Raw genomic sequence first — 23,696 nt, forward strand, 5'->3', positions numbered from 1 at the left:
CGGAATACCGGTTGATGCAGATCAAGCATGGAGGTGACAAAGGAACAAGGGAAAGACCGGGCGCGCACCCTGCTTGGCGCCGCACCGAATCACAGAACCTGACGGTCCTGACTCACATTGGTCAAAGAGGATGACGCACATGCCTTTCGATACCCCGCTCGCCCAGGAAATCTGGGACAAGAAATACCGGTTCCGTTCGGCATCAAAGGAAGATGCCAATCTGGCAGGTACGCTTGACCGCGTTGCAAGTGCCGTCGCCAGAGCTGAAAAGCCCGCGAAAAGGAAGGAATGGACATCACGGTTCCGGGACGCACTCACCAACTTCCAGTTCATCCCTGCGGGCCGCATCCTTGCCGGCGCGGGAACCGGCCGCAATGTAACGCTGTTCAATTGCTTTGTGATGGGCACGATCCCGGACGACCTGCCGGGTATTTTTGAGCATCTTCGCGAAGCGGCCATGACGATGCAGCAGGGTGGCGGGGTCGGCATGGATTTTTCCACGATCCGTCCGTCGGGAGCGCCGGTTGTCGGTGTTGGTGCGCATGCGTCAGGACCGCTCAGCTTCATGGATACCTGGGACGCAATGTGCCGCACGATCATGTCGGCCGGCCAGCGGCGGGGGGCGATGATGGGGTGCCTTCGGATCGATCATCCCGACATTGAAGCCTTCATCGACGCCAAGCGCGATGGCGCACGTTTCCGGAATTTCAATCTGTCCGTGCTCGTCACCGATGCGTTCATGGAGGCGCTGGAATCGGGGGCGGACTGGACGCTGCAGCATGCCGGCACGCCCTACCGGACCGTCGCGGCGCGCGATCTCTGGGATCGCCTGATGCAGGCAACCTATGATGCGGCCGAACCGGGTGTGATTTTCATTGACCGGGTCAATTCCGACAACAATCTGGCTGGCATCGAGACCATATCTGCCTCCAATCCATGCGGCGAACAGATGTTGCCACCTTATGGCGCCTGCCTACTTGGATCGATCAATCTGGCCCGCCTCGTCAAGGCACCGTTCGAACAGGAGGCGGCGCTGGATGTGGATCAGCTCGAGCGCCTGACTGAATCTGCGGTACGCTTTCTTGACAATGTCATCGACATTTCCCGCTTTCCGCTCGAGGCACAGGAACGCGAAGCGAAGGCGAAACGGCGGATCGGGCTCGGGATTACAGGGCTTGCCGACGCCCTGATCTTCTGTGGTGCCCGCTACGGGTCGCCGGACGCATTGGCAAAGACAGAGCTCTGGCTGGGTGCGATCAAGCGCGCTGCCTATCGGACCTCCGCCCTGCTTGCCGGGGAGAAAGGGACCTACCCTCTTTACGATGCGGCCGTGCTTGACCGTCCCAATCTCCTCGAACTCGATGAAGAGACCCGCGCGCTGATCAAGGCGCACGGCTTGCGGAACGGGTGCCTGACATCGATTGCCCCGACGGGCACAACGTCGCTTCTGGCGGATAATGTGTCATCGGGTGTCGAGCCAGTGTTTGCTTTTTCCTATATTCGCAAGGTCAAGCAGGCGGATGGTTCGACACGCGATGAGGCGGTCACCGATTACGCCCTTGCGCTTTGGAAAAGTCTTCATGGCGATATGCCGCCACCGGAAGAGACCTTTGTCAGTGTGCAAACATTGACGCCAGCCGATCATGTGCGCATGCAGGCCGCGGCGCAGAAACATGTCGACAGCTCGATTTCAAAGACGGTCAATTGTCCAGCCGGGATCAATTTCGATGCTTTCAAGGATATCTATCTCGAAGGGTATCGCCTGGGGTGCAAGGGGCTGACCACTTACCGGCCCAATGCAATCACAGGATCCGTGTTGAGCACGATCGATCCCGCCGCAAGCACGCAGGATGAGACAGGCTTGCCGCCACGTTCGGCGCGTCTCACGGGTGCGACCTACAAGTTGAAATGGCCACCCATTGCGCACGCGGTCTATGTGACGATCAACGATTCGGAGGAAGGGCAGAACACCAGGCCCTTCGAGATATTCGTCAATTCAAAGAATATGGAGCATTACGCCTGGACGCTTGCCCTGACGCGCATGATTTCGGCCGTGTTCCGGCGCGGGGGAGATGTCAGCTTCGTCGCTGAAGAATTGCAGGCTGTATTTGATCCCCAGGGCGGGGCATTCATGGACGGCCGATACGTCCCGTCACTGCCTGCGGCCATCGGGCGGATTGTGGCAGAGCATCTCGGCCACGCTGACGCCGCAGCCAGCACGGTGCAGGATGAATCTGCCCGTTGTTGTCCGAAGTGCGGGCAGAAGGCGCTCGTACGCAAGGAAGGCTGTGATACCTGTCTTGAATGTGGCCACTCGAAATGCGGCTGATCACCCAGGACTGAGGGCAATGACATGACAACAACGGCGCAACAGGTTCGGGCCTATGCAGGACCAGCCCTGTTCAGCTTTGGGTTCAGGCCTCTCTTCCTGCTTGGTGCCTTCTGGGCGGCGGTGTCAGTTCCATTATGGATACTGACCTATTCATTCGGGCCTGATGCCTTGCCATTCGAGGCGGGACTCGTCTGGCACGTCCACGAGATGCTCTTCGGTTACGGGGCTGCGATCGTGGCCGGGTTCCTCCTGACCGCAATCCCGAACTGGACCGGACGGTTACCGGTCTGCGGTATCCCGCTTGCTTTGCTGGTCCTCGTATGGGTCGCAGGGCGGGTGGCTCTGCTGCTGCAAACCGACCCGGCCTGGATCGGAGCCGCTGTCGATGCGGCTTTCCTCTTCCTGTTCGCAGCGCTGGTCTGGCGGGAAGTCATTGCGGGCCGAAACACAAAGAATATCAAGGTGGCCATGGCCGTCACGGCACTTGCGCTTGCAAATGCGGGTTTTCATGTCCTGCATCTGTCATCCGGCGGGCTACCCCGGCTGGCGATCAATGGCGGTCTTGCAACGCTGCTGTTCCTGATCCTGTTGATTGGCGGACGCATTACACCCAGTTTTACCCGCAACTGGCTTGCCAAGCGCGCTGCGCCGCCACCTGCTGCCTTCAGCAGGTTCGACGCGGCTGTGCTGGTCTTTTCACTCGTGTCGCTTGCGGCATGGGTGTTCGCTGGCGATCATGTTCTGGGGGCAGGTGGCATGATCCTGTCGGGTGGGTTGAACCTCTTGCGGCTTGCACGCTGGCGCGGCCACGCATGCCTGGCCGAGCCGCTCGTCTGGATCCTGCACGCCGGATATGCCTGGGCGGGCGTCGCGCTGTTCCTGCTTGGTCTGGGCAGTCTGGTCCCGGCCATCATACCGCCCGTGACAGGGATCCATGCTGCCGGCGCAGGTGCCATCGGTGTCATGACACTTGCGGTGATGACGCGGGCCAGTCTTGGCCACACAGGAAGCCCGCTTCTTGCAGGAAGCGGGACGGTCATGATTTACGTCCTGATCAATCTTGCGGCGCTTCTCAGGGTCGCTGCAACCTTACTTCCCCTGTCATCCCAGGTGATTCTCAATCCTGTCGCTGCATTGATCTGGTGCGCAGCGTTTTCAGGCTTCTGCCTTGTCTACGGTCCGCGCCTGTTACAGCCGCGGCTGTCACATCCAGCTTGATACTCAGTCAAGGGCCACTTGACGGACATCAACTCCCGAAAGTTGTCTGGTCAACGACAAGCGGATGCGGCCATCATAGGTCTTGATCAATTCGCTCCGAGCCTGCGCCGCCTAAAGCATTTGCCATGGCGGCCAGGCCGAGGGTGACAATGGGAAACCATGTCGCCTCCCGCGCTTGGAAAGGAGCCTGCGATGACACTGACCGCTCGCGATGCGACGGATGCTTTTGGACGCCGGTTTCGCTATTTGCGGCTGTCGGTAACCGAGGTGTGCAACTTCCGGTGCACCTATTGCCTGCCCAATGGCTACAAGAAGACGGGCGCCATGGACTTCCTCTCGCCTGTCGAGACCGAACGTCTGGCGCGCGCGTTTTCCGAACTTGGATTACGGAAGATCCGGCTGACCGGCGGTGAACCCAGTGTCCGCAAGGACCTGACCGAGATCATCGCGCGCGTTGCATCGCAAAGCGATGTCGACAAGGTCGCCATGACAACCAATGGCTGGAACCTTGCGCGTCATATCGATGACTGGGTGGCGGCCGGGCTCAGCCACCTCAATGTCAGCATTGATGCGCTTGATCGTGAGGCGTTTGCCCGGATCACGGGTCGCGACCGGCTGCACGAGGTACTGTCCGGCCTCGACAGGGCACAGTCGCTGCCGCTGGCGGCCGTCAAGGTCAATGCGGTGCTGTTGCGCGAGGGGCTTGAGGATGATTTCTCGGCCTGGACTGCCTTTGTCAGGGATCGCCGGATTTCCGTAAGGTTTATCGAACTCATGCGGACGGGGGACAATGCAGCCTTTTTCCAGGATCAGCATGTCAGCGGCACTGTGCTGCGAGACTGGCTCCTTCAACATGGCTGGCAACCGCGTGAACGGGGGAATGACGATGGTCCGGCAATCGAGTTCACGCATCCTGACCATGCCGGACGGATTGGATTGATCGCACCCTATGCACCTGGTTTCTGTGACGGCTGCAATCGCCTCAGGGTGACCGCGCGCGGTCAGCTGCGCCTTTGCCTCTTCGGACAAGGTGGGCACGATTTGCGCAATCTTCTCGAATATGATGACCAGAAAGAGGCACTGCAGGAAGCGATCGTGCTGTCGCTCGGAGGCAAGCGGCTTACGCACGAATTGCACGCCGCCAATCCGGGTGAAACGCGCAACCTATCGCAGACCGGGGGTTAGCGGTTATGGGGCTCGTTCAGCACGCCCTGCTGGCGCTCGGTATTGGCTTTGCCGAGCTGGCTGCGGTCTTGCGCAAAATGATTATCGATGAGAGGGCTGGGCCTTGCCAGCCGTTCGAGGGCCTGCACCCTGCTGAACCGGACAATCGGGCCGTCAACCGTCACGCCCTGGGCTGACAATTTGGCGAAGGCACGCGACAGGTTCTCGGGTGACATGCCCAGCAGGGCAGCCAGCACGCGCTTTTCATGAGGCAGGGTGATTTCGTCCTTCTCGCCCTGACGGGCCCGCTGGGTCATCAGATAGTTCGCCAGGCGTTCTGTTGAATCGCGCAGTTTGTGATTCTTGATCGAGCGGACCAGTCCGCGATAACAGCCGGCAAGTTCTTCCGAGACCGCAAAACCGAAGGCCGGATCATCGCTCATGGCGCGCCGGATCGACTCGCCAGGCACCATAAGGATTTCGGAACGCTCCAGCGTGACCGCCGACATCAGGGCATCCGATTCGAGCACGACAGCGGCGAGGATGAAGGTGGATACCGGCCTGAGAACTGCGAGCGTCGTGTCTTTCGATTTCCATCCGGCACCGAGTTCGACCGATCCATCGAGCAGGACATAGAGAAAATCGACGCTGTCGCCTTCCATCAGCAGGGTTGTTCCGGAGGGGAAGCGCTGCAGGAAGGCGCCGGACATGACGCGCTCGAACGTTTCGGCACTCGCCGCCTTGAAGAATGAGAGCTCGCGGGTGCGTAAAGTATCCGTGGGTTTCAGCGTCATGCAGCTTCCTGTCAGTGTCGCGCGTAAATGGCCTGAAAATTGCCACCTGGCAATCGCCAGCGGCTGGCCAAACTTCCACCGGTGCATCGGCCTGAAGTCTAGAAACCGGATTGATAAAAGTCAAGTAATCATCCCGAATCGCTCAGGCCTTGGCACATGTATTTCAAGATGCCTGGATGCACTGATCAGTCCCGAAAAGATTGATCTCAATTTGTGCGCATGTCCGGACAAACGGCAACTCATCGCTTCGCAAATATCAAGGCTCTTGGACAGGGGTAGTGCCACGTCTCGGTTTGAAGTTTCACCGCCGATCCGAGGGGACAGACGTGACGGATTCCAGAACCCAGCCGGCCAGCGGCGCCAATACCGCACTCGGCCTTACCACTTTCGCCTTCACGATCTGCTTCGCAGTATGGGTCATTTTTGCGATCCTCGGCATCCAGATCCAGAAGGATCTTGGCCTGACGGAAACGCAGTTTGGCCTGCTCGTTGGCACACCGATCCTGACCGGTTCCCTGTCGCGACTCGTGCTTGGTATCTGGGCTGACCAGTATGGCGGACGCATCGTCAATGTCATTGTCATGCTGCTTTCCGCGCTGGCGACCTGGCTTCTGACCTTTGCCGAGACCTACCCGCAATTCCTCCTCGCGGCGCTGGGCATTGGTCTGGCGGGCGGGTCTTTCGCCGTATCGATTACCTATGTGTCGAAATTCTTTCCCATCGAGAAGCAGGGCGCTGCGCTCGGAATCGTCGGGGCCGGCAATGTCGGCGCGGCCTTGACGAAGTTTGCGGCTCCGGTCGTGATGGCCTCCATCGGCTGGACCGGCGTGGCAACGGTGTGGGCGATTGCCCTGGCAGTCACTGCCGTCATCTTCTTTGTTTTCACAAAGGACGATCCTGCCCTCGCCGAGCGGCGCAGGTCGGGCGCCCGGCCGCGCAGTTTCTCCTCCCAGTTCGCGCCATTGCGCAATGTCCAGGTCTGGCGTTTTTCGCTCTATTATTTCTTTGTCTTCGGTGGTTTCGTCGCGCTTGCCCTGTCTTTGCCCCACTACCTGATCGGGGTGTATGGATTTGACATCAAGACGGCGGGCATGCTGGCTGCGGCCTATTCGATCCCGGCTTCGATTTTCCGGATCTATGGCGGGCATCTGTCCGACCAGGTTGGTGCCCGCAAGGTTATGTACTGGACATTCCTTGTGTCCATGGTGGTGACCTTCATCCTGTCTTATCCCCCGACCTCCTATATCGTCGATGGCGTCAGGGGACCGATCACATTCCGGCTGGCCATGGGCCCGGTTGCCTTCGTTGTCCTGATCTTCGTGCTCGGCTTCTTCATGAGCCTCGGCAAGGCGGCGGTCTACAAGCACATCCCGATCTATTACCCCAATGATGTTGGCGCCGTAGGTGGCCTGGTCGGCATGATCGGGGGACTGGGCGGGTTCTTTCTCCCGATCTTATTCGGCATACTGAACGATCTGACAGGTGTGTGGACGAGTTCCTTCATGGCGCTGTTCCTGCTGGTGTCGGGGTCGTTCATATGGATGCATCTGGCAATCCAGAGGATGGAGCGTGAGGCGTCAGGCGCGGTTCTTGAGCAATTGCCGCAGCTGCCGGAAATGCAGCCGCTCCATGATGAGGATGCCGGCAGTGCGCTCAGCCCGAAGCTGATCACCGACTGGCGCCCGGAAGACGAGACTTTCTGGCAGGAGACAGGAAAAAAAGTTGCCAGGCGCAATCTGTGGCTGTCGATCCCGGCCTTGCTCCTGTCCTTTTCTGTCTGGATGGTCTGGTCGGTTGTGGTCGCCAAAATGCCCCAGATCGGGTTTGGCTATTCGACCGGCCAGCTGTTCTGGCTGGCAGCCCTGCCAGGCCTGTCTGGCGCCACGCTGCGGATCTTCTACAGCTTCATGGTTCCGATCTTCGGCGGACGGCTCTGGACGACCCTGACGACGTGGTCACTGCTGGTGCCGGCGCTGGGCATCGGATTTGCAGTCCAGAATCCGGAAACGCCTTACGCGATCATGTTGCTGCTGGCATTGCTGTGCGGTTTCGGAGGCGGCAACTTTGCCTCTTCCATGTCGAATATCGGTTTCTTCTTCCCCAAGAAGGAAAAAGGCAATGCACTCGCTCTGAACGCAGGCCTCGGCAATCTTGGCGTCAGCGCCATGCAGTTCATCGTGCCTATTGTCATCACGATGGGCGTGTTTGGCGCCCTCGGTGGCGACCCGATCGTGACCAGCAATGGCGAGGAGATTTTCCTTCAGAATGCCGGGTTCATCTGGGTTCCGTTCATTGTTGCCTCGGCGTTCGCAGCCTGGTTCGGCATGAATGACCTTGCCTCCGCGAAGGCATCGTTTGCCGAGCAATCAGTCATATTCCAGCGGGCGCACACCTGGTTCATGTGCTGGCTCTATACCGGGACATTCGGTTCCTTCATCGGCTTTTCGGCAGCCTTCGTTCTGCTGACCAAGACGCAGTTTCCGAACGTCAACGTCCTGCAGATCGCCTTCCTCGGACCTCTTGTCGGAGCACTGTCACGGTCCTTCACGGGCTGGATATCCGACCGATGGGGGGGCGGACGCGTCACCCTCTGGGTCTTCGTTGCGATGGCGCTTGGTACGCTGGGCGTCATGGCGTCCCTCCAGGTCAGCAGCTTCACCGGGTTCTTTGCGAGCTTCATGTTCCTGTTCTTTGCGACAGGCGTTGGCAACGCATCAACCTTCCAGATGATCCCCGTCATCATGCGCAAGGAAGTGGCACGGCTTGAGCCAAACCTGTCGGCCGAAGAGCTTGTGCGCCAGTCGGACAAGGAAAGTGCGGCCATCACGGGTTTCACCTCCGCCATTGCCGCCTACGGTGCCTTTTTCATTCCGATGGGTTTTGGCACGTCACTATCGGCGAGCGGCAGCGCGATGCCGGCCCTTATCTGCTTCCTCGTCTTTTACGTCTCCTGCCTCGTGCTGACCTGGCGTGTGTATACGCGCAAGGGTGGCCTCCTGCACGATATCGAACGTGGGCGCGCAAGCCTGTCCAAATCTGCCACCGCGGCAACCGTCTAAAAGGATACTGAATAATGAGCCACACACTCGACAGACTGACATTCTTCCGGCGGCAGACAGAGCTTTATTCGGACGGACACGGCGTTCTCAATGATGAGGATCGTTCCTGGGAGGAGGCCTATCGCAATCGCTGGCGCCACGACAAGATTGTACGCTCCACGCATGGGGTCAACTGCACCGGATCGTGTTCCTGGAAGATCTATGTCAAAGGCGGGATCGTGACCTGGGAAACCCAGCAGACCGACTATCCTCGGACCCGGGATGACCTGCCCAACCACGAGCCCCGCGGCTGTGCGCGCGGTGCGAGCTATAGCTGGTACCTCTACTCCGCCAATCGCGTGAAATACCCGCTTATCCGGGCACGGTTGCTAAAGTCCTGGCGCGCGGCCCGCAAGACACTCGGTCCAGTCGCTGCCTGGAGGTCGATACAGGATGATCCATCCAAGCGGGCCGACTATGTGACACGGCGCGGACTTGGCGGATTCGTGCGGGCAGACTGGGATACCGTCAACGAGATCATCGCCGCTGCAAACGCGCACACGATCAAGAAATGGGGGCCGGACCGTGTATTCGGATTCTCGCCGATCCCGGCCATGTCGATGGTGTCCTATGCCGCCGGGGCACGTTACCTCCAGCTCATCGGTGGGGTGACCGGATCCTTCTATGACTGGTATTGCGACCTTCCGCCAGCAAGTCCGCAGACATGGGGCGAGCAGACGGATGTTGCCGAAAGCGCCGACTGGTACAATTCGGGGTTCCTGGTGCTCTGGGGCTCAAATGTGCCGCAAACCCGAACACCAGACGCGCATTTCTACACCGAAGCGCGCTACAAGGGTGTGAAATCGGTAGTTATCTGTCCGGACTATTCGGAGGCATCGAAATTCTCGGACGTCTGGCTTGCCGCCAAGCAAGGCACAGATGCTGCCCTTGGCATGGCATTCGGCCACGTCATCCTGACCGAGTATCACCGTGATCGCGACGTACCCTATTTCCGCGATTACATCCGCAAGTATAGCGACCTTCCGCTGCTCGTGCGCCTGCAGGAACAAGAAGACGGCCATGTGCCTGAGCGTCTCCTGCGTGCATCGGATTTCGATGATGCGCTCAGTGAAGAAAACAAGCCCGAATGGAAGACTGTCGGTCTCGACGAGGCGACTGGCAAAGTGGTCGTTCCCAATGGCTCGATCGGCTTTCGCTGGGGCGACACCGGAAAATGGAATCTCGAAGAACGCGATGGCAAGGGCGAGGAGATCAGGCTTCGTCTCGGCCTGAAGGGCGTCGAAGATGAAATTGCCAGCGTGCGGTTCCCGTACTTTGCCAATGCTGCCAGCAACGGTTTTGCCTCGACCGATCATCCGGACGTGCTGGTCCGGAACATCCCGGTCAAGCGCATGAAACTGGCGGATGGTAGTGAGACCCTCGTGGCGAGCGTCTATGACCTCCTGATGGCGAATTACAGCGTCGACCAGGGATATGGCGGCGAGCATCTGGCGGCGGATTTCAATGATCCGGCGCCGTATACGCCAGCATGGGCCGAAGGAATCACATCAGTTCCGCGCGACCAGATCATCGCCGTCGCCAGGGGCTTTGCGACCAATGCCGAAAAAACCAATGGCAAATCCATGGTCATAATCGGCGCCGGCATGAACCATTGGTATCATATGGACATGAACTACCGTGCAGTGATCAACATGCTAGTCCTGTGCGGATGTATTGGCCAGTCCGGTGGCGGCTGGTCGCACTATGTCGGTCAGGAGAAACTTCGCCCGCAGACCGGCTGGGCGCCGCTTGCCTTCGCGACAGACTGGGTGCGTCCACCCCGCCAGCAGAATTCAACGTCATATTTTTATGCGCATACAGACCAATGGCGCTATGAAACGGTCAAGATTGGCGAAATCCTGTCCCCAACGGCGCCCCAGGGGGACTGGTCCGGCAGTTTCATCGATTACAACGCGAAGGCCGAGCGCATGGGCTGGCTGCCCTCTGCGCCGGCGCTCAAGACGAACCCGCTCGAAATCGCATCGCTTGCGGAAAAGGCAGGGATGGACCCCAGGGACTACGTGGTGAAATCACTGAAATCCGGCGAGCTTGAAATGTCCTGCATGGACCCGGATGACGAGGCCAACTGGCCGCGCAACATGTTCATCTGGCGCTCCAACCTTCTTGGGTCGTCTGGCAAGGGGCATGAATATTTCCTCAAGCACCTGCTCGGAACCGAGCATGGGGTACAAGGCAAGGATCTGGGTGAGACGGGCGGCGTGAAGCCGACAAGTGTCAAGTGGCACGAGGAGGCGCCAAAAGGGAAACTCGACCTGCTCGTTTGCATCGATTTTCGCATGTCCACCACGGCTGTCTATTCCGACATCGTCCTGCCGACGGCCACCTGGTACGAGAAGAACGACCTCAATACGTCTGACATGCATCCTTTCATCCATCCGCTCGGCGCAGCGGTGGATCCGGCATGGGAATCGCGGTCGGACTGGGAGATATTCAAGGGGCTGGCCCGGACATTCTCGGAAGTTGCGCCTGAAGTGCTCGGCGAGGAAACCGATGTCGTCCTGACACCGATCCAGCATGACAGTGCAGGTGAACTCGCTCAGGCATCCGGTGTGGCAGACTGGCTGACTGACGGCAATGAACCCATTCCCGGACAGACCATGCCGCAAATCACTGTGGTCAAGCGGGACTATTCCCAGACCTATGCAAAATTCACATCGCTCGGTCCGCTCCTCGAGAAATTCGGAAATGGCGGGAAGGGAATTGGCTGGGACACGGCGCATGATGTGGCCAATCTCGCCTCCCTCAATGGGCGCGTGCTTGATGAAGGCGTCTCCAAAGGTCAACCGCGTATCGATTCCGATATCGATGCCTGCGAAACCATCCTCATGCTGGCGCCGGAGACTAATGGTGAGGTCGCCGTCAAGGCATGGCATGCGCTCGAGAAGCAGACCGGGCGAGACCACGCCCATCTTGCATTGTCCAAGGAAGACGAAAAAATCCGGTTCCGTGACATCGTTGCCCAGCCACGCAAGATCATTTCTTCTCCGACATGGTCAGGAATCGAAAGTGAGCATGTCAGCTACAATGCTGGCTATACGAACGTTCACGAGCTGATCCCGTGGCGGACCCTGACAGGGCGCCAGCAACTCTACCTGGACCATGACTGGATGCGTGCGTTCGGCGAGGGTTTCGTTGTCTACAAGCCGCCGATCGATCTCAAGACAACTTTCGTCCAGGGTGCCAAGCCGAACGGGAACACGGAGATCACGCTCAACTTCATCACGCCGCACCAGAAATGGGGCATCCACTCGACCTATACTGACAATCTGATGATGCTGACGCTGAACCGCGGCGGCCCGGTCGTCTGGGTGTCTGAAACAGATGCGAAGCGCGCCGGTCTTGTCGACAATGACTGGGTCGAGGTTTTCAACGCGAATGGCGCGCTGACAGCCCGTGTCGTCGTCTCCCAGCGGATCCGGGAGGGCACGATCTTCATGTATCATGCACAAGAGAAGATCGTGAACACGCCCGGGTCGGAAATCACCGGCAAGCGCGGTGGCATTCACAACTCGGTTACGCGCACAATCCTGAAGCCCACCCACATGATCGGCGGATATGCGCAGCTGTCCTATGGCTTCAACTATTATGGCACGGTCGGATCCAACCGGGATGAATTCGTGGTGATCCGTAAAATGGCAAACGTGGATTGGCTCGAAGAGCCGGCCTCGCAAATGGAGAGCGCACAATGAAAATCCGTGCCCAGATCGGAATGGTACTGAACCTCGATAAATGCATCGGGTGTCATACCTGCTCTGTAACCTGCAAGAATGTGTGGACCAGCCGCGAGGGAGTTGAATATGCCTGGTTCAATAATGTCGAGACCAAGCCAGGCATTGGTTTTCCCAAGGATTGGGAAAACCAGAAGCGCTGGAATGGTGGCTGGCGGCGCAAGCCCAATGGCCGGATCGAGCCCAAAATGGGTGCGAAATGGCGCATTCTTGCCAAGATATTTGCCAACCCGGACCTGCCGGAAATAGACGACTATTACGAACCGTTCGATTTTGACTATGCCCATCTCCAGACCGCCGGGGAAATGAAGGCGTTTCCGACAGCGCGCCCGCGCTCGAAGATCACGGGTCAGCGAATGGAGAAAATCGAGTGGGGGCCAAACTGGGAAGAAATCCTGGGCGGCGAGTTCGAAAAGCGAAGCGCGGATTACAATTTTGAGGGGGTCGAAAAGGCGATCTACGGAGCGTTCGAGCAAACCTTCATGATGTACCTGCCTCGCTTATGCGAACACTGTTTGAATCCGACATGTGTCGCGGCGTGCCCGTCAGGAGCGATCTACAAGCGGGAAGAGGATGGAATCGTTCTCATCGACCAGGACAAGTGCCGCGGCTGGCGCATGTGCGTCTCGGCCTGTCCCTACAAGAAGGTCTATTACAATTGGGAATCCGGAAAGTCGGAGAAATGCACGTTCTGCTATCCGCGCATTGAAGTCGGACAACCCACAGTCTGTTCGGAAACCTGCGTCGGACGAATCCGCTATCTAGGTGTCCTGCTCTACGATGCCGACAGGATTGAGGCGGCTGCCAGTACGCCGGACGAGAAGGACCTCTATCAGGCGCAGCTTGATGTCTTTCTCGATCCGAATGATCCGGCCGTCATTGCGCAGGCACGACAGGATGGGATCCCGGAAGCCTGGCTGAAGGCCGCGCGCCAGAGCCCGGTCTACAAGATGGCGATGGAGTGGAAGGTCGCCTTTCCCCTGCATCCGGAATATCGCACGCTGCCCATGGTCTGGTATGTCCCGCCCCTCTCGCCGATCCAGTCGGCTGTGGCCGCCAGCGCGCTTGAAACCGATGCGGAGATGCCTGACGTCGCCAGCATGCGTATTCCTGTACGCTATCTCGCCAACATGTTGACGGCGGGCAAGGAAGAACCGGTCGTTCTCGCGCTCGAGAGAATGATGGCGATGCGAAAATACATGCGGGCAAAGACGATTGAGGGTGTGATCGATCACCCTACCGCCGAGAAGGTCGGACTTACGGCCGCCCAGATTGACGAGATGTATCGCTATATGGCGATCGCCAATTACGAAGATCGCTTCGTCATCCCGACGACCCATCGTGAATCCCAGGAAGACGCGTTCGAAATGCGCGGTGAGTGTGGATTTACATTCGGCAATGACTGTTCTGGTGGACGCACGGAACTCGGCCTGTTTGGCCGGGACAAGCGTTCAAAAGCCAAAACCCCAATGGAGCTGTAATCATGGCCATCACCTATCGCGCTTTGTCGCGCCTCTTGTCCTACCCCGATGCCGTCCTGCAGGCAGAAGCAGACTCTCTTGTCGACGCCATGCAGGCTGAGGGCATCATTCCGGAACGGATCATCAAGTCCCTGCGAAAGCTGGCGCTCAGCCTTGCCAGCATGGATATCTATGAAGCCCAGGCAATGTATGTCGACCAGTTCGACCGGTCGCGCACCTTGTCTTTGCACCTTTATGAGCATGTCCACGGTGAGAGCCGGGAGCGGGGACCGGCCATGGTGGGACTTGTGGAACTGTACAAGTCGCACGGGCTGGAACTCAATGTCAGCGACCTGCCAGACTATCTGCCGATCTTCCTGGAGTTCCTGTCAATCATTCCGGATGCGGATGCCGCCTCGCTCATTGGCGAAGCAGCACATGTCATCGAGGCCATCGGCGAGCGCCTGAAGAAGCGTCAGAGCCCTTACCGTGCGATTTTTGGTGCCCTGATGACCCTGTCTGATCGTCCGGCAGACAAGGATGCGCTGGCAGACCTTCTGGCCATACCCGAGGATGATCCGGATGATCTGGAGGCGCTTGATGAAAACTGGGCTGAAGCACCCGTTACATTCGGTCCGGGAACGCCATCGGACGGTTGTCCGAAAGCCGCCGCAATGGTCGGCAATATGCAGGGAGCACGCGGGTAATGTCCGGGTTGAGAGCAGTGCTCATGGCGGGTGCGGTCATATCAGCTTCCTGTGCATTCGGGGTCCCGCTGGCGCAGGCTGGCGAGGGACAACCGATCCTTGATATACGGTTGCGAGCTGAACAGGTCGACCAGGCCGGGCTAGACGAAACAACGGCCCTGACGGCGCGAGGACGGGTTGGGTATGATTACAAGGCCAATGATACCTGGAGCTTCCTTGGGGAAGTCGAAGGCGTCGCACACCTGAATGATGACTTTTCCGATACCGTGAACACCGTCGCCGGCAAGGCCATTGTCGCTGACCCAGAGGCATTTGAGATCAACCGCCTGCAGGTCGCGTGGAAGGACAAGGCAAGTTCAGTTACACTCGGGCGCCAGCGCATCATTCTTGATGATGCGCGCTTTGTCGGCAATGTCGGCTTCCGGCAGAATGAGCAGACCTTTGATGCGCTCCGGCTGGGTCACGTCTTTCCCGGGAAAGTGTCAGTTGATTATGTCTATATCGACAAGGTCCGCCGTGTGTTCGGCGATGACAGCCCGGTCGGCGAGTGGGACAGTGCGTCTCACATCCTGCGGGTGTCGACAAAAACAGCGCTCGGCGACATTACGGCTTACGGCCTCCTACTGGATTTTGACGATGCGCCGGCGGCCTCGGGCCAGACCTGGGGTGCCAGCTGGACAAGATCCATGGATACCGATCTGGGCAAGTTTGCCCTTGATGTCGAAGCGGCTGTCCAGAGCGAATGGAACGGGCAGGGGCCTGAATCAAATCTCGGCTATCAGTCTGCAAGCATTTCGATGACGCAACAGGGCGTGACGGGGGCGCTGGGTCTCGAGATTCTGGAAGGGGCCGGTGGCCGCGGCTTCGCGACACCGCTCGCGACCCTGCACGCCTTTCAGGGGTGGGCGGATGTCTTTCTGACCACGCCCGCCTGGGGCGTGCGGGATATATCGGCTTCCCTGAAAGGCAAAGCCCCGGCATTTATTACCGGAGGCCAGCCTCTCGCATGGGTGATCGCGGCTCACGATTTTTCCTCTGACAATGGAGAACAGGATCTCGGCCGCGAGCTCGATGCGCTGGTGCGACTGCCACTCAACGCAAAACTCAACCTTGAAGGCAAGGTCGCCATATTCGATGGCGACACCGGCGGACCGGCAGACCGAACCAAATTCTGGCTGGCCCTGGAGGCCAGCTTCTAGACCTATCAGGAGGGAGCCACGACATGGCACCAGAGCAAATTACGACAATGACTTCAGCCGGCTGGATAGACCAGGCGATATTTGGCATCTATCCCTATATCGCGCTTGCCGTCCTTGCGGTGGGATCTGTGGTGCGGTTTGACCGTGAGCCCTACACTTGGCGATCGGGATCGTCGCAGCTTCTGCGCCGAAAGCAGCTGGTCCTCGGTTCGGTGCTGTTCCATGTCGGCATACTTGTGATTTTCGGTGGCCATTTCGTCGGCTTGCTGACGCCGCTTTGGGTATTCGACATGATCGGGATTACGCACGGCCAGAAGCAGGTGCTCGCCATCGTCGCGGGAGGTGTCGCGGGGCTGGCGGCCATCCTCGGCGCCTTTATCCTGCTCCACCGGCGCGTATTCGATTCACGTATACGTGCCAATTCTTCCTTCGGTGATACCGCGATCCTGGCACTGCTGACGCTCCAGTTGATGCTTGGCCTTTCGACAATCCCCTTGTCGGCCAATCACCTTGATGGATCGGAAATGGTCAAGTTCATGTACTGGGCGCAAGGCATCTTCACGTTTCAGTCAAACGCAGCCGACTATGTTGCCAATGTTCACTGGATTTTCAAGGCGCACCTGTTCCTTGGCCTGACCATATTCCTCGTCTTTCCATTCACCAGGCTGGTGCACATGCTATCGGCGCCGGTCTGGTATCTGAACCGCCGTGGCTGGCAACTCGTCCGCACACGAAGGAACATAAAGGCGGACCAGGCGATTGCAGCGCGTAAGCGGATGGGAGATGCATGATGTCCAGTCCTGCTACTGCAATATTCCACGGCGTCGAAGTACCTGAGACATTGCTGGCAGCTGAAATGCAGAACCATCGGTCTGCGAGTCTCGCTGACGCGCGTGCCCGTGCGGGCCGGGCGCTGGCTGCCAAGGCTGTCCTGATCGACCGTGCGCGTCATCTCAATATAGCGGCGGTTCCTGAACGCAATGCGGACGGACTGGAGGAAACACAGGAGGAGGCGATGATCCGCGAGCTCCTCAGTCAGGAGGTCGAGGCTGAAGCGCCGTCAGCTGACGCTGTGCGGCACATTTATGACAGCCAGCCCGACGGCTTCAGGACCCCACCCTTGCTTGAAGCTTCGCACATCCTGGTTGCGCCCGAGCAGAATGACGACATGGCGGCCACACTGGCGCGCGCACGCGCGGATGAACTCATATCTGTCCTTGCCAGGCAGCCCGACAGGTTTGGGGGCCTCGCGCGCACGGTGTCAGCTTGTCCCTCTGGAAGTGATGGCGGCACACTCGGTCAATTGCGGCCGGGTGATTTGCTGCCCGCGATCTGGCAGGCATTGCTTACGCTGGATCCGGGAAAGGTTGCGGACGAACCGATACGAACGGAACATGGCTGGCACGTTCTCAGGCTGGACCATCGGGTTGAAGGGCGGCGCTTGCCGTTCGAGCACGTCGCGGCGCATATCGAAATGCAGCTGGAGGCCCGAGCCTGGACCCTGGCAGCTGCCCGCTATGTCGACGCGCTTCTGAAGCGCGCGTCTGCATCGGCGCCAGCCTTGGGGATTTCGGCGCTCGGAACGCTGGAGACGGACCAGACGCCTGACAAACGAGTCTTTGCGCTTATTGGAGATGTCTTCTCTCATCCCGAGGCCGCTCTCGCGGCGCTGAAGCCCGACATTGTCAGGCAGATTGACGCCGAAGCGGAAAAGACAGGTAGCTCAGCGGCCAGTGTCCTGTCTGATGCGATCAATTCCTTCCTGACCGAGGCCAAGGATGAGTCCTGGACGCAGGTGATTTCCCGCCTCCGGGACAGCCCGTCTCCGCTCTCAGACTGCCTCGAAACGATGGTCCGAAGCCAGCTTCCACAGGTCAAGGCAAGCCGCACGCTCATTCTGACGCACCGGAAAGGAGCCGTGAATCCGGAAGAGAAAGGCGAACCCAATGGAACCGGTCTATAAGGATGGGTTTATTGAAGCCATGCCAGCGGAACTGCTGCGCGAACCACTTGTATGGTTTTTTGCCGAACATTATCGCCATCGGGCCGTCTGCAAACGATTGCGTGAGCTGGCCAAGACAGTCGCGTTCAACGAGGCTGCGCTGCAGGACGTCCTGCACTTCCTCAACAATGACCTGCCGCTCCATGTCATTGATGAGGAGGATGACCTGTTTCCACTCTTGCGGCGGCGCTGCCAGGCCGATGACCAGATCGAGGCAGTCCTGGGCATGCTGTCGGGAGAACATGCCAGCGATCTACACGATGCCTCGGCTGTCAAATCCTTGATCACCACGGCCTTGACGGATCGCCGTGGCCCAGCAGGTTACACTGAAGCCGCACAGATCATTCCACCATTCTGCCGATCCCAGGAACGCCACATAGCTGTGGAGAACGCTGTCGTTCTCCCAATCGCGCGCGCGCGGCTGAACGAAGCTGATCTTCACAATCTCGGACGCCGGCTTGCCGCTCGCAGGGGCTTGCCGGACCCGTTCGCGGGGGCGTCATGATCGAGGAGCTGCTTGACAATAACATGAACTGGGCAAGCGCGCGTGTGCGGGCTGACCCAAAGTATTTCCAGAGACTGGCAGCCCAGCAGTCACCCGAGCATCTCTGGATCGGGTGCTCGGATAGCCGCGTACCGGCCAACGAGATTGTCGGCCTGGATCCGGGTGAGCTGTTCGTTCACCGGAATGTCGCCAACCTTGCCCCACCGCGGGATGTCAATTTTTTGTCCGTACTGCAATATTCCGTTGAGATACTCAAAGTCAGGCACATAATTGTCTGCGGGCATTATGGATGCGGTGGTGTTCGCGCTGCGATAGACAACCAGCGGAGAGGACTTATCGATCATTGGCTGCAGCCTATCGCGGACATGGCGCATCGGCACAAGGCACACCTGCGCGCCATCACGGATTTCGACACGCGCGTAAATGTCGTATGCGAGCACAATGTCCGTACTCAGGTCGAGTATCTTGGCCGGAATCCCTTCGTGGTCGATGCCTGGCGAAAAGGCCAATCCCTGGCAATCCATGGCTGGATATATTCCATCCGGGATGGGCTTTTGCGTAATCTCGATCTGTCTATCGCGCACCCGAAGCAAGTGGACGCTCTCTCAGAACGTCCATGGTTCCCGAATGACTGACCTGGTAGCTGTTATACTTGCAGGCGGAGAGGGCCGCAGGATCGGTGGTAACAAGCCGGCAGTCATGCTGGCTGGACACTGTCTGATCGACCGTGCGATCAGTCATGTCTCGGGATGGCATATTCCGGCGAGAGTAGCGGTGCGAGAACCGGGACAAGCTGGGTCTGCGCGCATGCCCGAAATTCTCGATGACCTGCGTATTGCAGGGCCACTTGGCGGATTGCTAGGTGCCTTGACATGGGCGAAGGCGTTTGGCGCGCGACGTGTGATCACCATCCCGTGCGACATGCCGAACTTGCCTGAAGACCTGAAGACCCGTCTGGACGCGGCTGCAGCCCGGTTCGACCGGCCTGCCGTTGCGTCGTCATTGCAGCGGCGGCATCCGGTCTGTGCTGTGTGGCCGATTCATTGCCTCGAGCCGCTGAGAATTTACGCCGATGACGGACGTCTAAGCCTGATGGGTGCATTGGAGATTTGCGCAGCCGTCGGAGTTGACTGGCCAGTGCAGGGGCTCGATCCATTTCACAATGTCAACACAATGGACGACCTCGCCCTGGCTCGCCGCTCCTTGCGGGGAGACGCTTCAGATTTTGATGGGATCCGATCATGACCGAAAATAGTCCCAGTTATGCGAATATGCGGGTTCCGCGTTATACCAGCTATCCGCCAGCAACGGCATTCGGGGCGTCACCTGACGAAACACTCTATCGAAAGTGGCTGTCCGAACTTGATCCTGCAATTCCGGTCGCGATCTACATTCATGTGCCCTTTTGCCGGGAGGTGTGCTGGTATTGCGCCTGCAACATGAAGCTCGTTAAACGGGAAAAGCCGCTCGCCGATTATGCAGCGACGCTTGACCATGAGCTTGAACTTCTCTGTGAAGCCCTCCCGCACGGCATACGGATCGACGCAATTCACTGGGGGGGCGGCACGCCGACCTCCCTGCCGGACGGGAAACTCGCGCATCTGACCGAAAGGACTCGACAGCTTTTCGATGTCTCGCCACTGGCGGAAACCGCGTTTGAGCTTGATCCCAGAACGTTCTCACTCTCCCGTGCAAGCACGCTAGCGGCGTTGGGGGTCAACAGGGTCTCTCTCGGTGTTCAGGAATTTGACGCGGCGGTCCAGGAGGCCGTTAACCGTATCCAGCCCTTTGAACAGGTCAGGGACGTCGTCCATAGCCTCCGGGACGCAGGAATCTGCCGAATCAACTTTGATCTCATGTACGGTCTCCCTTTCCAGACGGTGGCGACACTGGAGGAAACGGTCGCCCGGACACTGACACTCCGTCCCGACCGTATTGCACTCTTTGGCTACGCACATGTTCCCTGGGCCGCGCGCCGTCAGACGCAGATCAATGAAGACGCCCTGCCTGGACTTGAGGCCCGTTTCGAGCAGGCCGAGCGGGCGGCTGAGAACCTGATGGCGGGCGGTTACAGGCGGGTTGGCCTTGACCACTTCGCACTGCCGGAGGACGGCCTTGCAAAGGCTCTGGACGATCGAACGCTGATGCGGAATTTCCAGGGCTATGTGGCCGATACGCCGTCAACTGTCATTGGCGTCGGCAGCTCGTCCATTTCCTGCGTTCCGGGAGGTTATGTCCAGAATTGTACTGAAACGGGCGCCTGGCACCGGGCGGTCGGTTCGGGACACCTGCCTGTCCAGCGCGGTCACAGTCTGAGCAGGATGGATCGCCTGCGCGGGGAGGTCATCAATAATCTCATGTGCTTCATGGGTGCCGATCTGGGGCAGATCAGCCAGATGCATGGATTTCCCGAAAATGTTCTGGACAGGGAAATCACAGCCTGCCGCAGGTATGAAGCTGACGGGCTGGTCGTGGTCAATGGTCGCCTGCTGCGAATACAAGAGAGGGGCCGGCCAGCCCTCAGGTTGATTGCCTCATGTTTCGACGCATATCTTGACCCGGAAAAATCCCGTCATGCCCTTGCAGTCTGACGCATCACCGGTGGACCTCCCGCATGAGGCGGTCGGGATATTCAGTACATGGTATAAGGCGGCTATGACGGACCGGCGTATCGATGATGCGAACGCGATGGCGCTGGCAACGGCTGATGAAACCGGGCTTCCTTCGTGCCGGATGGTTCTACTCAAATCATTCGATGCAAGGGGATTCGTTTTCTATACAAATCTGGGCAGCCGCAAGGGCTGTGACCTGCAAGCCAATCCAAGAGCAGCGCTATGCTTCCACTGGTCGCCGCTGGGACGACAAGTCAGGATTGAGGGCGGCGTGACGGGTGTGACGCCGCAGGAGGCGGATTCCTATTTTGCCTCTCGTCCCCGAAGCAGCCAGATTGGCGCCTGGGCATCCCGGCAATCCCAGCGTCTGGAATCCCCTTCGATACTCCTCAGTCGTATTGCCAGCAGAACAGTGCAGTTTGCGGCGCAGCCTGTCCCGCGCCCGGATTTTTGGTCAGGGTATCGCGTCAGGCCGGACCGGGTCGAGTTCTGGTCTGAAGGATCATTCAGGATACACCATCGCCGCGTTTTCGCCTTGTCTGCTGATGACGGATGGCAGTCCCTGGAGCTGTTTCCATGATGTGGCGACCGGGTGCTTTACAGAATGCCAGGCAACAGAACGCGGTCACGATGCGACGGGATCGCGATCAAGGAAAATGCGCGGGCGGTGAGGCTGGCAAGGGGCGGTCATGACAGTCGTGAAGCCACATAGGTTCGGGCGGCCAGAGCGTCCCGCGACAAAGTGAAAAGGAGTAAAAGATGCCGGAAGCAATTGAGATACTCAAGGCGGAGCATCGTGTATTCCGACGCTTTCTCGACCTGTTTGAACTGGAGCTGGCAGCCTTTGAAGCGGGAAGGTCACCGCGATACGAACTTCTTGAGATGTTGCTGGACTATTTCACATCGTTTCCGGATGAGTGGCATCACCGGAAGGAAGATCTGATCTATGATGTGCTCGTCACCAGATCGGATCTGGCGCGGCCGGCGCTCGACGACTTACGCGCAGACCATGAGCGCCTCGCGGCCGGAGCAAGGCAATTTGGCGAACACATCAGTGAGCTTCGACAGGGAAGCGACCTGCCAATGGAAGTCATTGTTGAAACCGGAGCTGTGTATACGCGATTGCTGCGGCGCCACATGGTCAAGGAGGATAATGTCTTCTTTCCCATGGCCGAACGCCAGTTGACACTCGAAGACTGGCGCGACGTTGAATACGCCATTCAGGCGTCATGCGAAGACCCTGACCTCCGCACCAGGCTGGACCGGATCGATAGCGTGGCAAGGGCGATCGAGGCCATCATGTTGAACGAGGGCGCCTGACATCGGGGTCAGATGTCGCAAGTGATCCTGCATCCGGCCCGGATCATCTGAAAACGGTAATCGCGCATCAAAAAAAGATGACGCCTCCGTCAACTTACGTATTTTCCCAATGGATACTGGGCCTATTCTCGGTCAAGCGGGAAGGCCTGTCATCATAGCGGCGCCTTTTCAGCGATTGAAAAGGAGGAAACGATGAAAGTGAAACTGGTTTCGGGCCCACCCACAACGGCCCGCACATTCAAGGAGCCCGGTGAACTGGCCGACAAACTGTCGCCGGAGGATGTCGAAATTGTCCGCGAGATATTCAAGACGCCGCTGACCGGGTCCTATAACTGGGACTACGAGGTCGCCAATTCGAAGATCCGCCGCCTTTACGAACTCGGAAAAAAATTCAACTGGGATGCCCAGATGGATGTCGACTGGGAGGTGGACTTCGACAAGAGCGAAGGGCCATCGCAGGCCGGTCTGAACCCCTTCCATGACCACCCGGTCTATCTTGCCATGAGCGAGGAGAAGAAGAACGAGTATGCTTGGCGGTCCCTGGCGCAGGTACTCTCGCAATTCCTGCACGGCGAGCAGGGAGCCATGATGGTCGCCTCGCAGCTCGTCTCCTGCGCGCCGACCTATGACGCGAAACTTTATGCCGCCTCACAGACCTTCGATGAGGCGCGCCATGTCGAAGTCTTCAACAAATACCTGCGCTTTCGCTGCAGTGTCGAATATCCGGTCAATCCAAGTCTGAAACTGTTGCTCGACAAGATCCTGACGGACGAACGCTGGGACCTGAAGTTCATTGGCATGCAGGTGCTGATCGAAGGGCTGGCGCTGGCCGCCTTCCAGACCATGGCGCAGACGACGCGCGACCCGCTGCTGCGTCAGATCCTGACGCTCGTGATGCGCGATGAGGGCCGCCATGTCGCGTTCGGCGTGAATTACCTTGAAGACTGGATCAAGGCCCTGCCGGAAGCGGAAATCGAGGAACGCGCACAGTTTGCCTATGAGGCTTGCGCCATCATGCGCGAACGCCTGTTCTCCACGATTGTCGAGGAAGAATTCGGCTTCGACCGGGAAGAGGCCCGGCGGATGAGTATCGATTCGCAGGGCGGCCAGGCCTTCCGCAACTTTCTATTCGAACGGATGATCCCGAACCTGAAACGCGTCGGCCTGCTGACGGAAAGCGTGAAACCGAAATTCGAGGCGCTTGGCGTGCTGCATTACGAGAATGCGGCGACCGACGCCGAGATTGACTGGGCCTCGCTCGAGCGTCCTCTTGAAACCGGACCGATCCGCCAGGTCGCGGCTGAGTAGGTCGGCCCTTCGGTCCTGCGATCACTTCGCACGAATGGTGCCGAGTTTGATTGCAGGGCCTGGCCCGGTAGCAACCCGGTTCACGAATGAGCCGGGTTCGGATCCGTGCTCAGGACCGGGTCAGATTGAAGGTTTTCAGCATATGGCGCAGGGGCGCTTGAGGACTTGGTAAGGCGAAGGGTCATTCTGGTCGCAGTTGCCACCAGGTGGGAGAAACATTTCACGTCG

The 23,696-nt window shown here is 58.8% G+C and carries 18 protein-coding genes and 1 riboswitch; of the genes, 17 read left to right on the forward strand and 1 reads right to left on the reverse strand.

The window, feature by feature from the left end; translation table 11 throughout:
- The first annotated feature begins 139 nt into the window (after positions 1-139).
- From VR74_RS08605 to moaA, 3 genes are all read left to right on the forward strand, one after another.
- The gene (locus tag VR74_RS08605; protein ID WP_045695966.1) at positions 140-2,329 is read left to right on the forward strand and encodes an adenosylcobalamin-dependent ribonucleoside-diphosphate reductase; all 2,190 of its coding nucleotides are present in this window, start codon (positions 140-142) and stop codon (positions 2,327-2,329) included.
- Between the two features lie 24 nt (positions 2,330-2,353).
- Positions 2,354-3,550: an NnrS family protein gene (locus tag VR74_RS08610; protein WP_045695922.1), complete on the forward strand. Its 1,197-nt coding sequence runs from the start codon at positions 2,354-2,356 to the stop codon at positions 3,548-3,550.
- Positions 3,551-3,632: 82 nt separating this feature from the next.
- A riboswitch (molybdenum cofactor riboswitch) is annotated at positions 3,633-3,751 on the forward strand.
- Positions 3,743-4,735 (forward strand): GTP 3',8-cyclase MoaA, encoded by a 993-nt coding sequence (gene moaA, locus VR74_RS08615; protein ID WP_045695923.1) that lies wholly within the window; start codon positions 3,743-3,745, stop codon positions 4,733-4,735. It overlaps the preceding riboswitch by 9 nt.
- Here the strand turns inward: moaA and VR74_RS08620 are convergent.
- Positions 4,732-5,508, reverse strand: coding sequence for a cyclic nucleotide-binding domain-containing protein (locus VR74_RS08620; RefSeq protein WP_045695925.1), 777 nt, complete (start codon positions 5,506-5,508; stop codon positions 4,732-4,734). The two genes, moaA and VR74_RS08620, sit on opposite strands and share 4 nt — an antisense overlap.
- A 326-nt stretch (positions 5,509-5,834) precedes the next feature.
- On the opposite strand from VR74_RS08620, the gene VR74_RS08625 reads away from it, so the two are divergent.
- The 14 genes from VR74_RS08625 (at position 5,835) to VR74_RS08690 (ending at position 23,468) form a co-directional block, all read left to right on the forward strand.
- Positions 5,835-8,567, forward strand: coding sequence for an MFS transporter (locus VR74_RS08625; RefSeq protein ID WP_045695926.1), 2,733 nt, complete (start codon positions 5,835-5,837; stop codon positions 8,565-8,567).
- Positions 8,568-8,581: 14 nt separating this feature from the next.
- Positions 8,582-12,316, forward strand: a complete 3,735-nt coding sequence (locus VR74_RS08630; protein WP_045695928.1) for a nitrate reductase subunit alpha — start codon at positions 8,582-8,584, stop codon at positions 12,314-12,316.
- The gene (narH, locus tag VR74_RS08635) at positions 12,313-13,836 is read left to right on the forward strand and encodes a nitrate reductase subunit beta (protein ID WP_045695929.1); all 1,524 of its coding nucleotides are present in this window, start codon (positions 12,313-12,315) and stop codon (positions 13,834-13,836) included. Before VR74_RS08630 ends, narH begins: the two co-directional genes overlap by 4 nt.
- Positions 13,837-13,838: 2 nt before the next feature.
- Positions 13,839-14,522: a nitrate reductase molybdenum cofactor assembly chaperone gene (narJ, locus tag VR74_RS08640; protein ID WP_045695930.1), complete on the forward strand. Its 684-nt coding sequence runs from the start codon at positions 13,839-13,841 to the stop codon at positions 14,520-14,522.
- Positions 14,522-15,721 carry a hypothetical protein gene (locus VR74_RS08645; protein ID WP_299949932.1) on the forward strand — a complete coding sequence of 400 codons (1,200 nt, stop codon included), beginning with the start codon at positions 14,522-14,524 and terminating at the stop codon, positions 15,719-15,721. The genes narJ and VR74_RS08645 overlap by 1 nt, the downstream gene beginning before the upstream one ends.
- 23 nt (positions 15,722-15,744) lie before the next feature.
- Positions 15,745-16,512: a respiratory nitrate reductase subunit gamma gene (gene narI, locus VR74_RS08650; protein WP_299949933.1), complete on the forward strand. Its 768-nt coding sequence runs from the start codon at positions 15,745-15,747 to the stop codon at positions 16,510-16,512.
- Positions 16,512-17,684 (forward strand): peptidylprolyl isomerase, encoded by a 1,173-nt coding sequence (locus VR74_RS20700; RefSeq protein ID WP_299949935.1) that lies wholly within the window; start codon positions 16,512-16,514, stop codon positions 17,682-17,684. Before narI ends, VR74_RS20700 begins: the two co-directional genes overlap by 1 nt.
- Positions 17,668-18,228: a hemerythrin domain-containing protein gene (locus VR74_RS08660; RefSeq protein WP_045695932.1), complete on the forward strand. Its 561-nt coding sequence runs from the start codon at positions 17,668-17,670 to the stop codon at positions 18,226-18,228. Before VR74_RS20700 ends, VR74_RS08660 begins: the two co-directional genes overlap by 17 nt.
- A gap of 23 nt (positions 18,229-18,251) precedes the next feature.
- Positions 18,252-18,863: a carbonic anhydrase gene (locus VR74_RS20705; RefSeq protein ID WP_299949938.1), complete on the forward strand. Its 612-nt coding sequence runs from the start codon at positions 18,252-18,254 to the stop codon at positions 18,861-18,863.
- Positions 18,856-19,473: a molybdenum cofactor guanylyltransferase gene (locus tag VR74_RS08670; protein ID WP_045695934.1), complete on the forward strand. Its 618-nt coding sequence runs from the start codon at positions 18,856-18,858 to the stop codon at positions 19,471-19,473. Before VR74_RS20705 ends, VR74_RS08670 begins: the two co-directional genes overlap by 8 nt.
- Positions 19,470-20,819, forward strand: coding sequence for an oxygen-independent coproporphyrinogen III oxidase (gene hemN / locus VR74_RS08675; RefSeq protein ID WP_045695935.1), 1,350 nt, complete (start codon positions 19,470-19,472; stop codon positions 20,817-20,819). Before VR74_RS08670 ends, hemN begins: the two co-directional genes overlap by 4 nt.
- On the forward strand, positions 20,803-21,420 hold the full coding sequence (gene pdxH / locus VR74_RS08680) for a pyridoxamine 5'-phosphate oxidase (protein WP_045695936.1): 618 nt from the start codon (positions 20,803-20,805) through the stop codon (positions 21,418-21,420). Before hemN ends, pdxH begins: the two co-directional genes overlap by 17 nt.
- A gap of 179 nt (positions 21,421-21,599) precedes the next feature.
- On the forward strand, positions 21,600-22,160 hold the full coding sequence (locus VR74_RS08685; protein WP_045695937.1) for a hemerythrin domain-containing protein: 561 nt from the start codon (positions 21,600-21,602) through the stop codon (positions 22,158-22,160).
- Positions 22,161-22,352: 192 nt separating this feature from the next.
- Positions 22,353-23,468 (forward strand): diiron oxygenase, encoded by a 1,116-nt coding sequence (locus VR74_RS08690; protein ID WP_045695938.1) that lies wholly within the window; start codon positions 22,353-22,355, stop codon positions 23,466-23,468.
- Positions 23,469-23,696: the final 228 nt, after the last annotated feature.

Source organism: Hyphomonas sp. BRH_c22 (assembly GCF_000961795.1).
GTDB lineage: Bacteria > Pseudomonadota > Alphaproteobacteria > Caulobacterales > Hyphomonadaceae > Hyphomonas.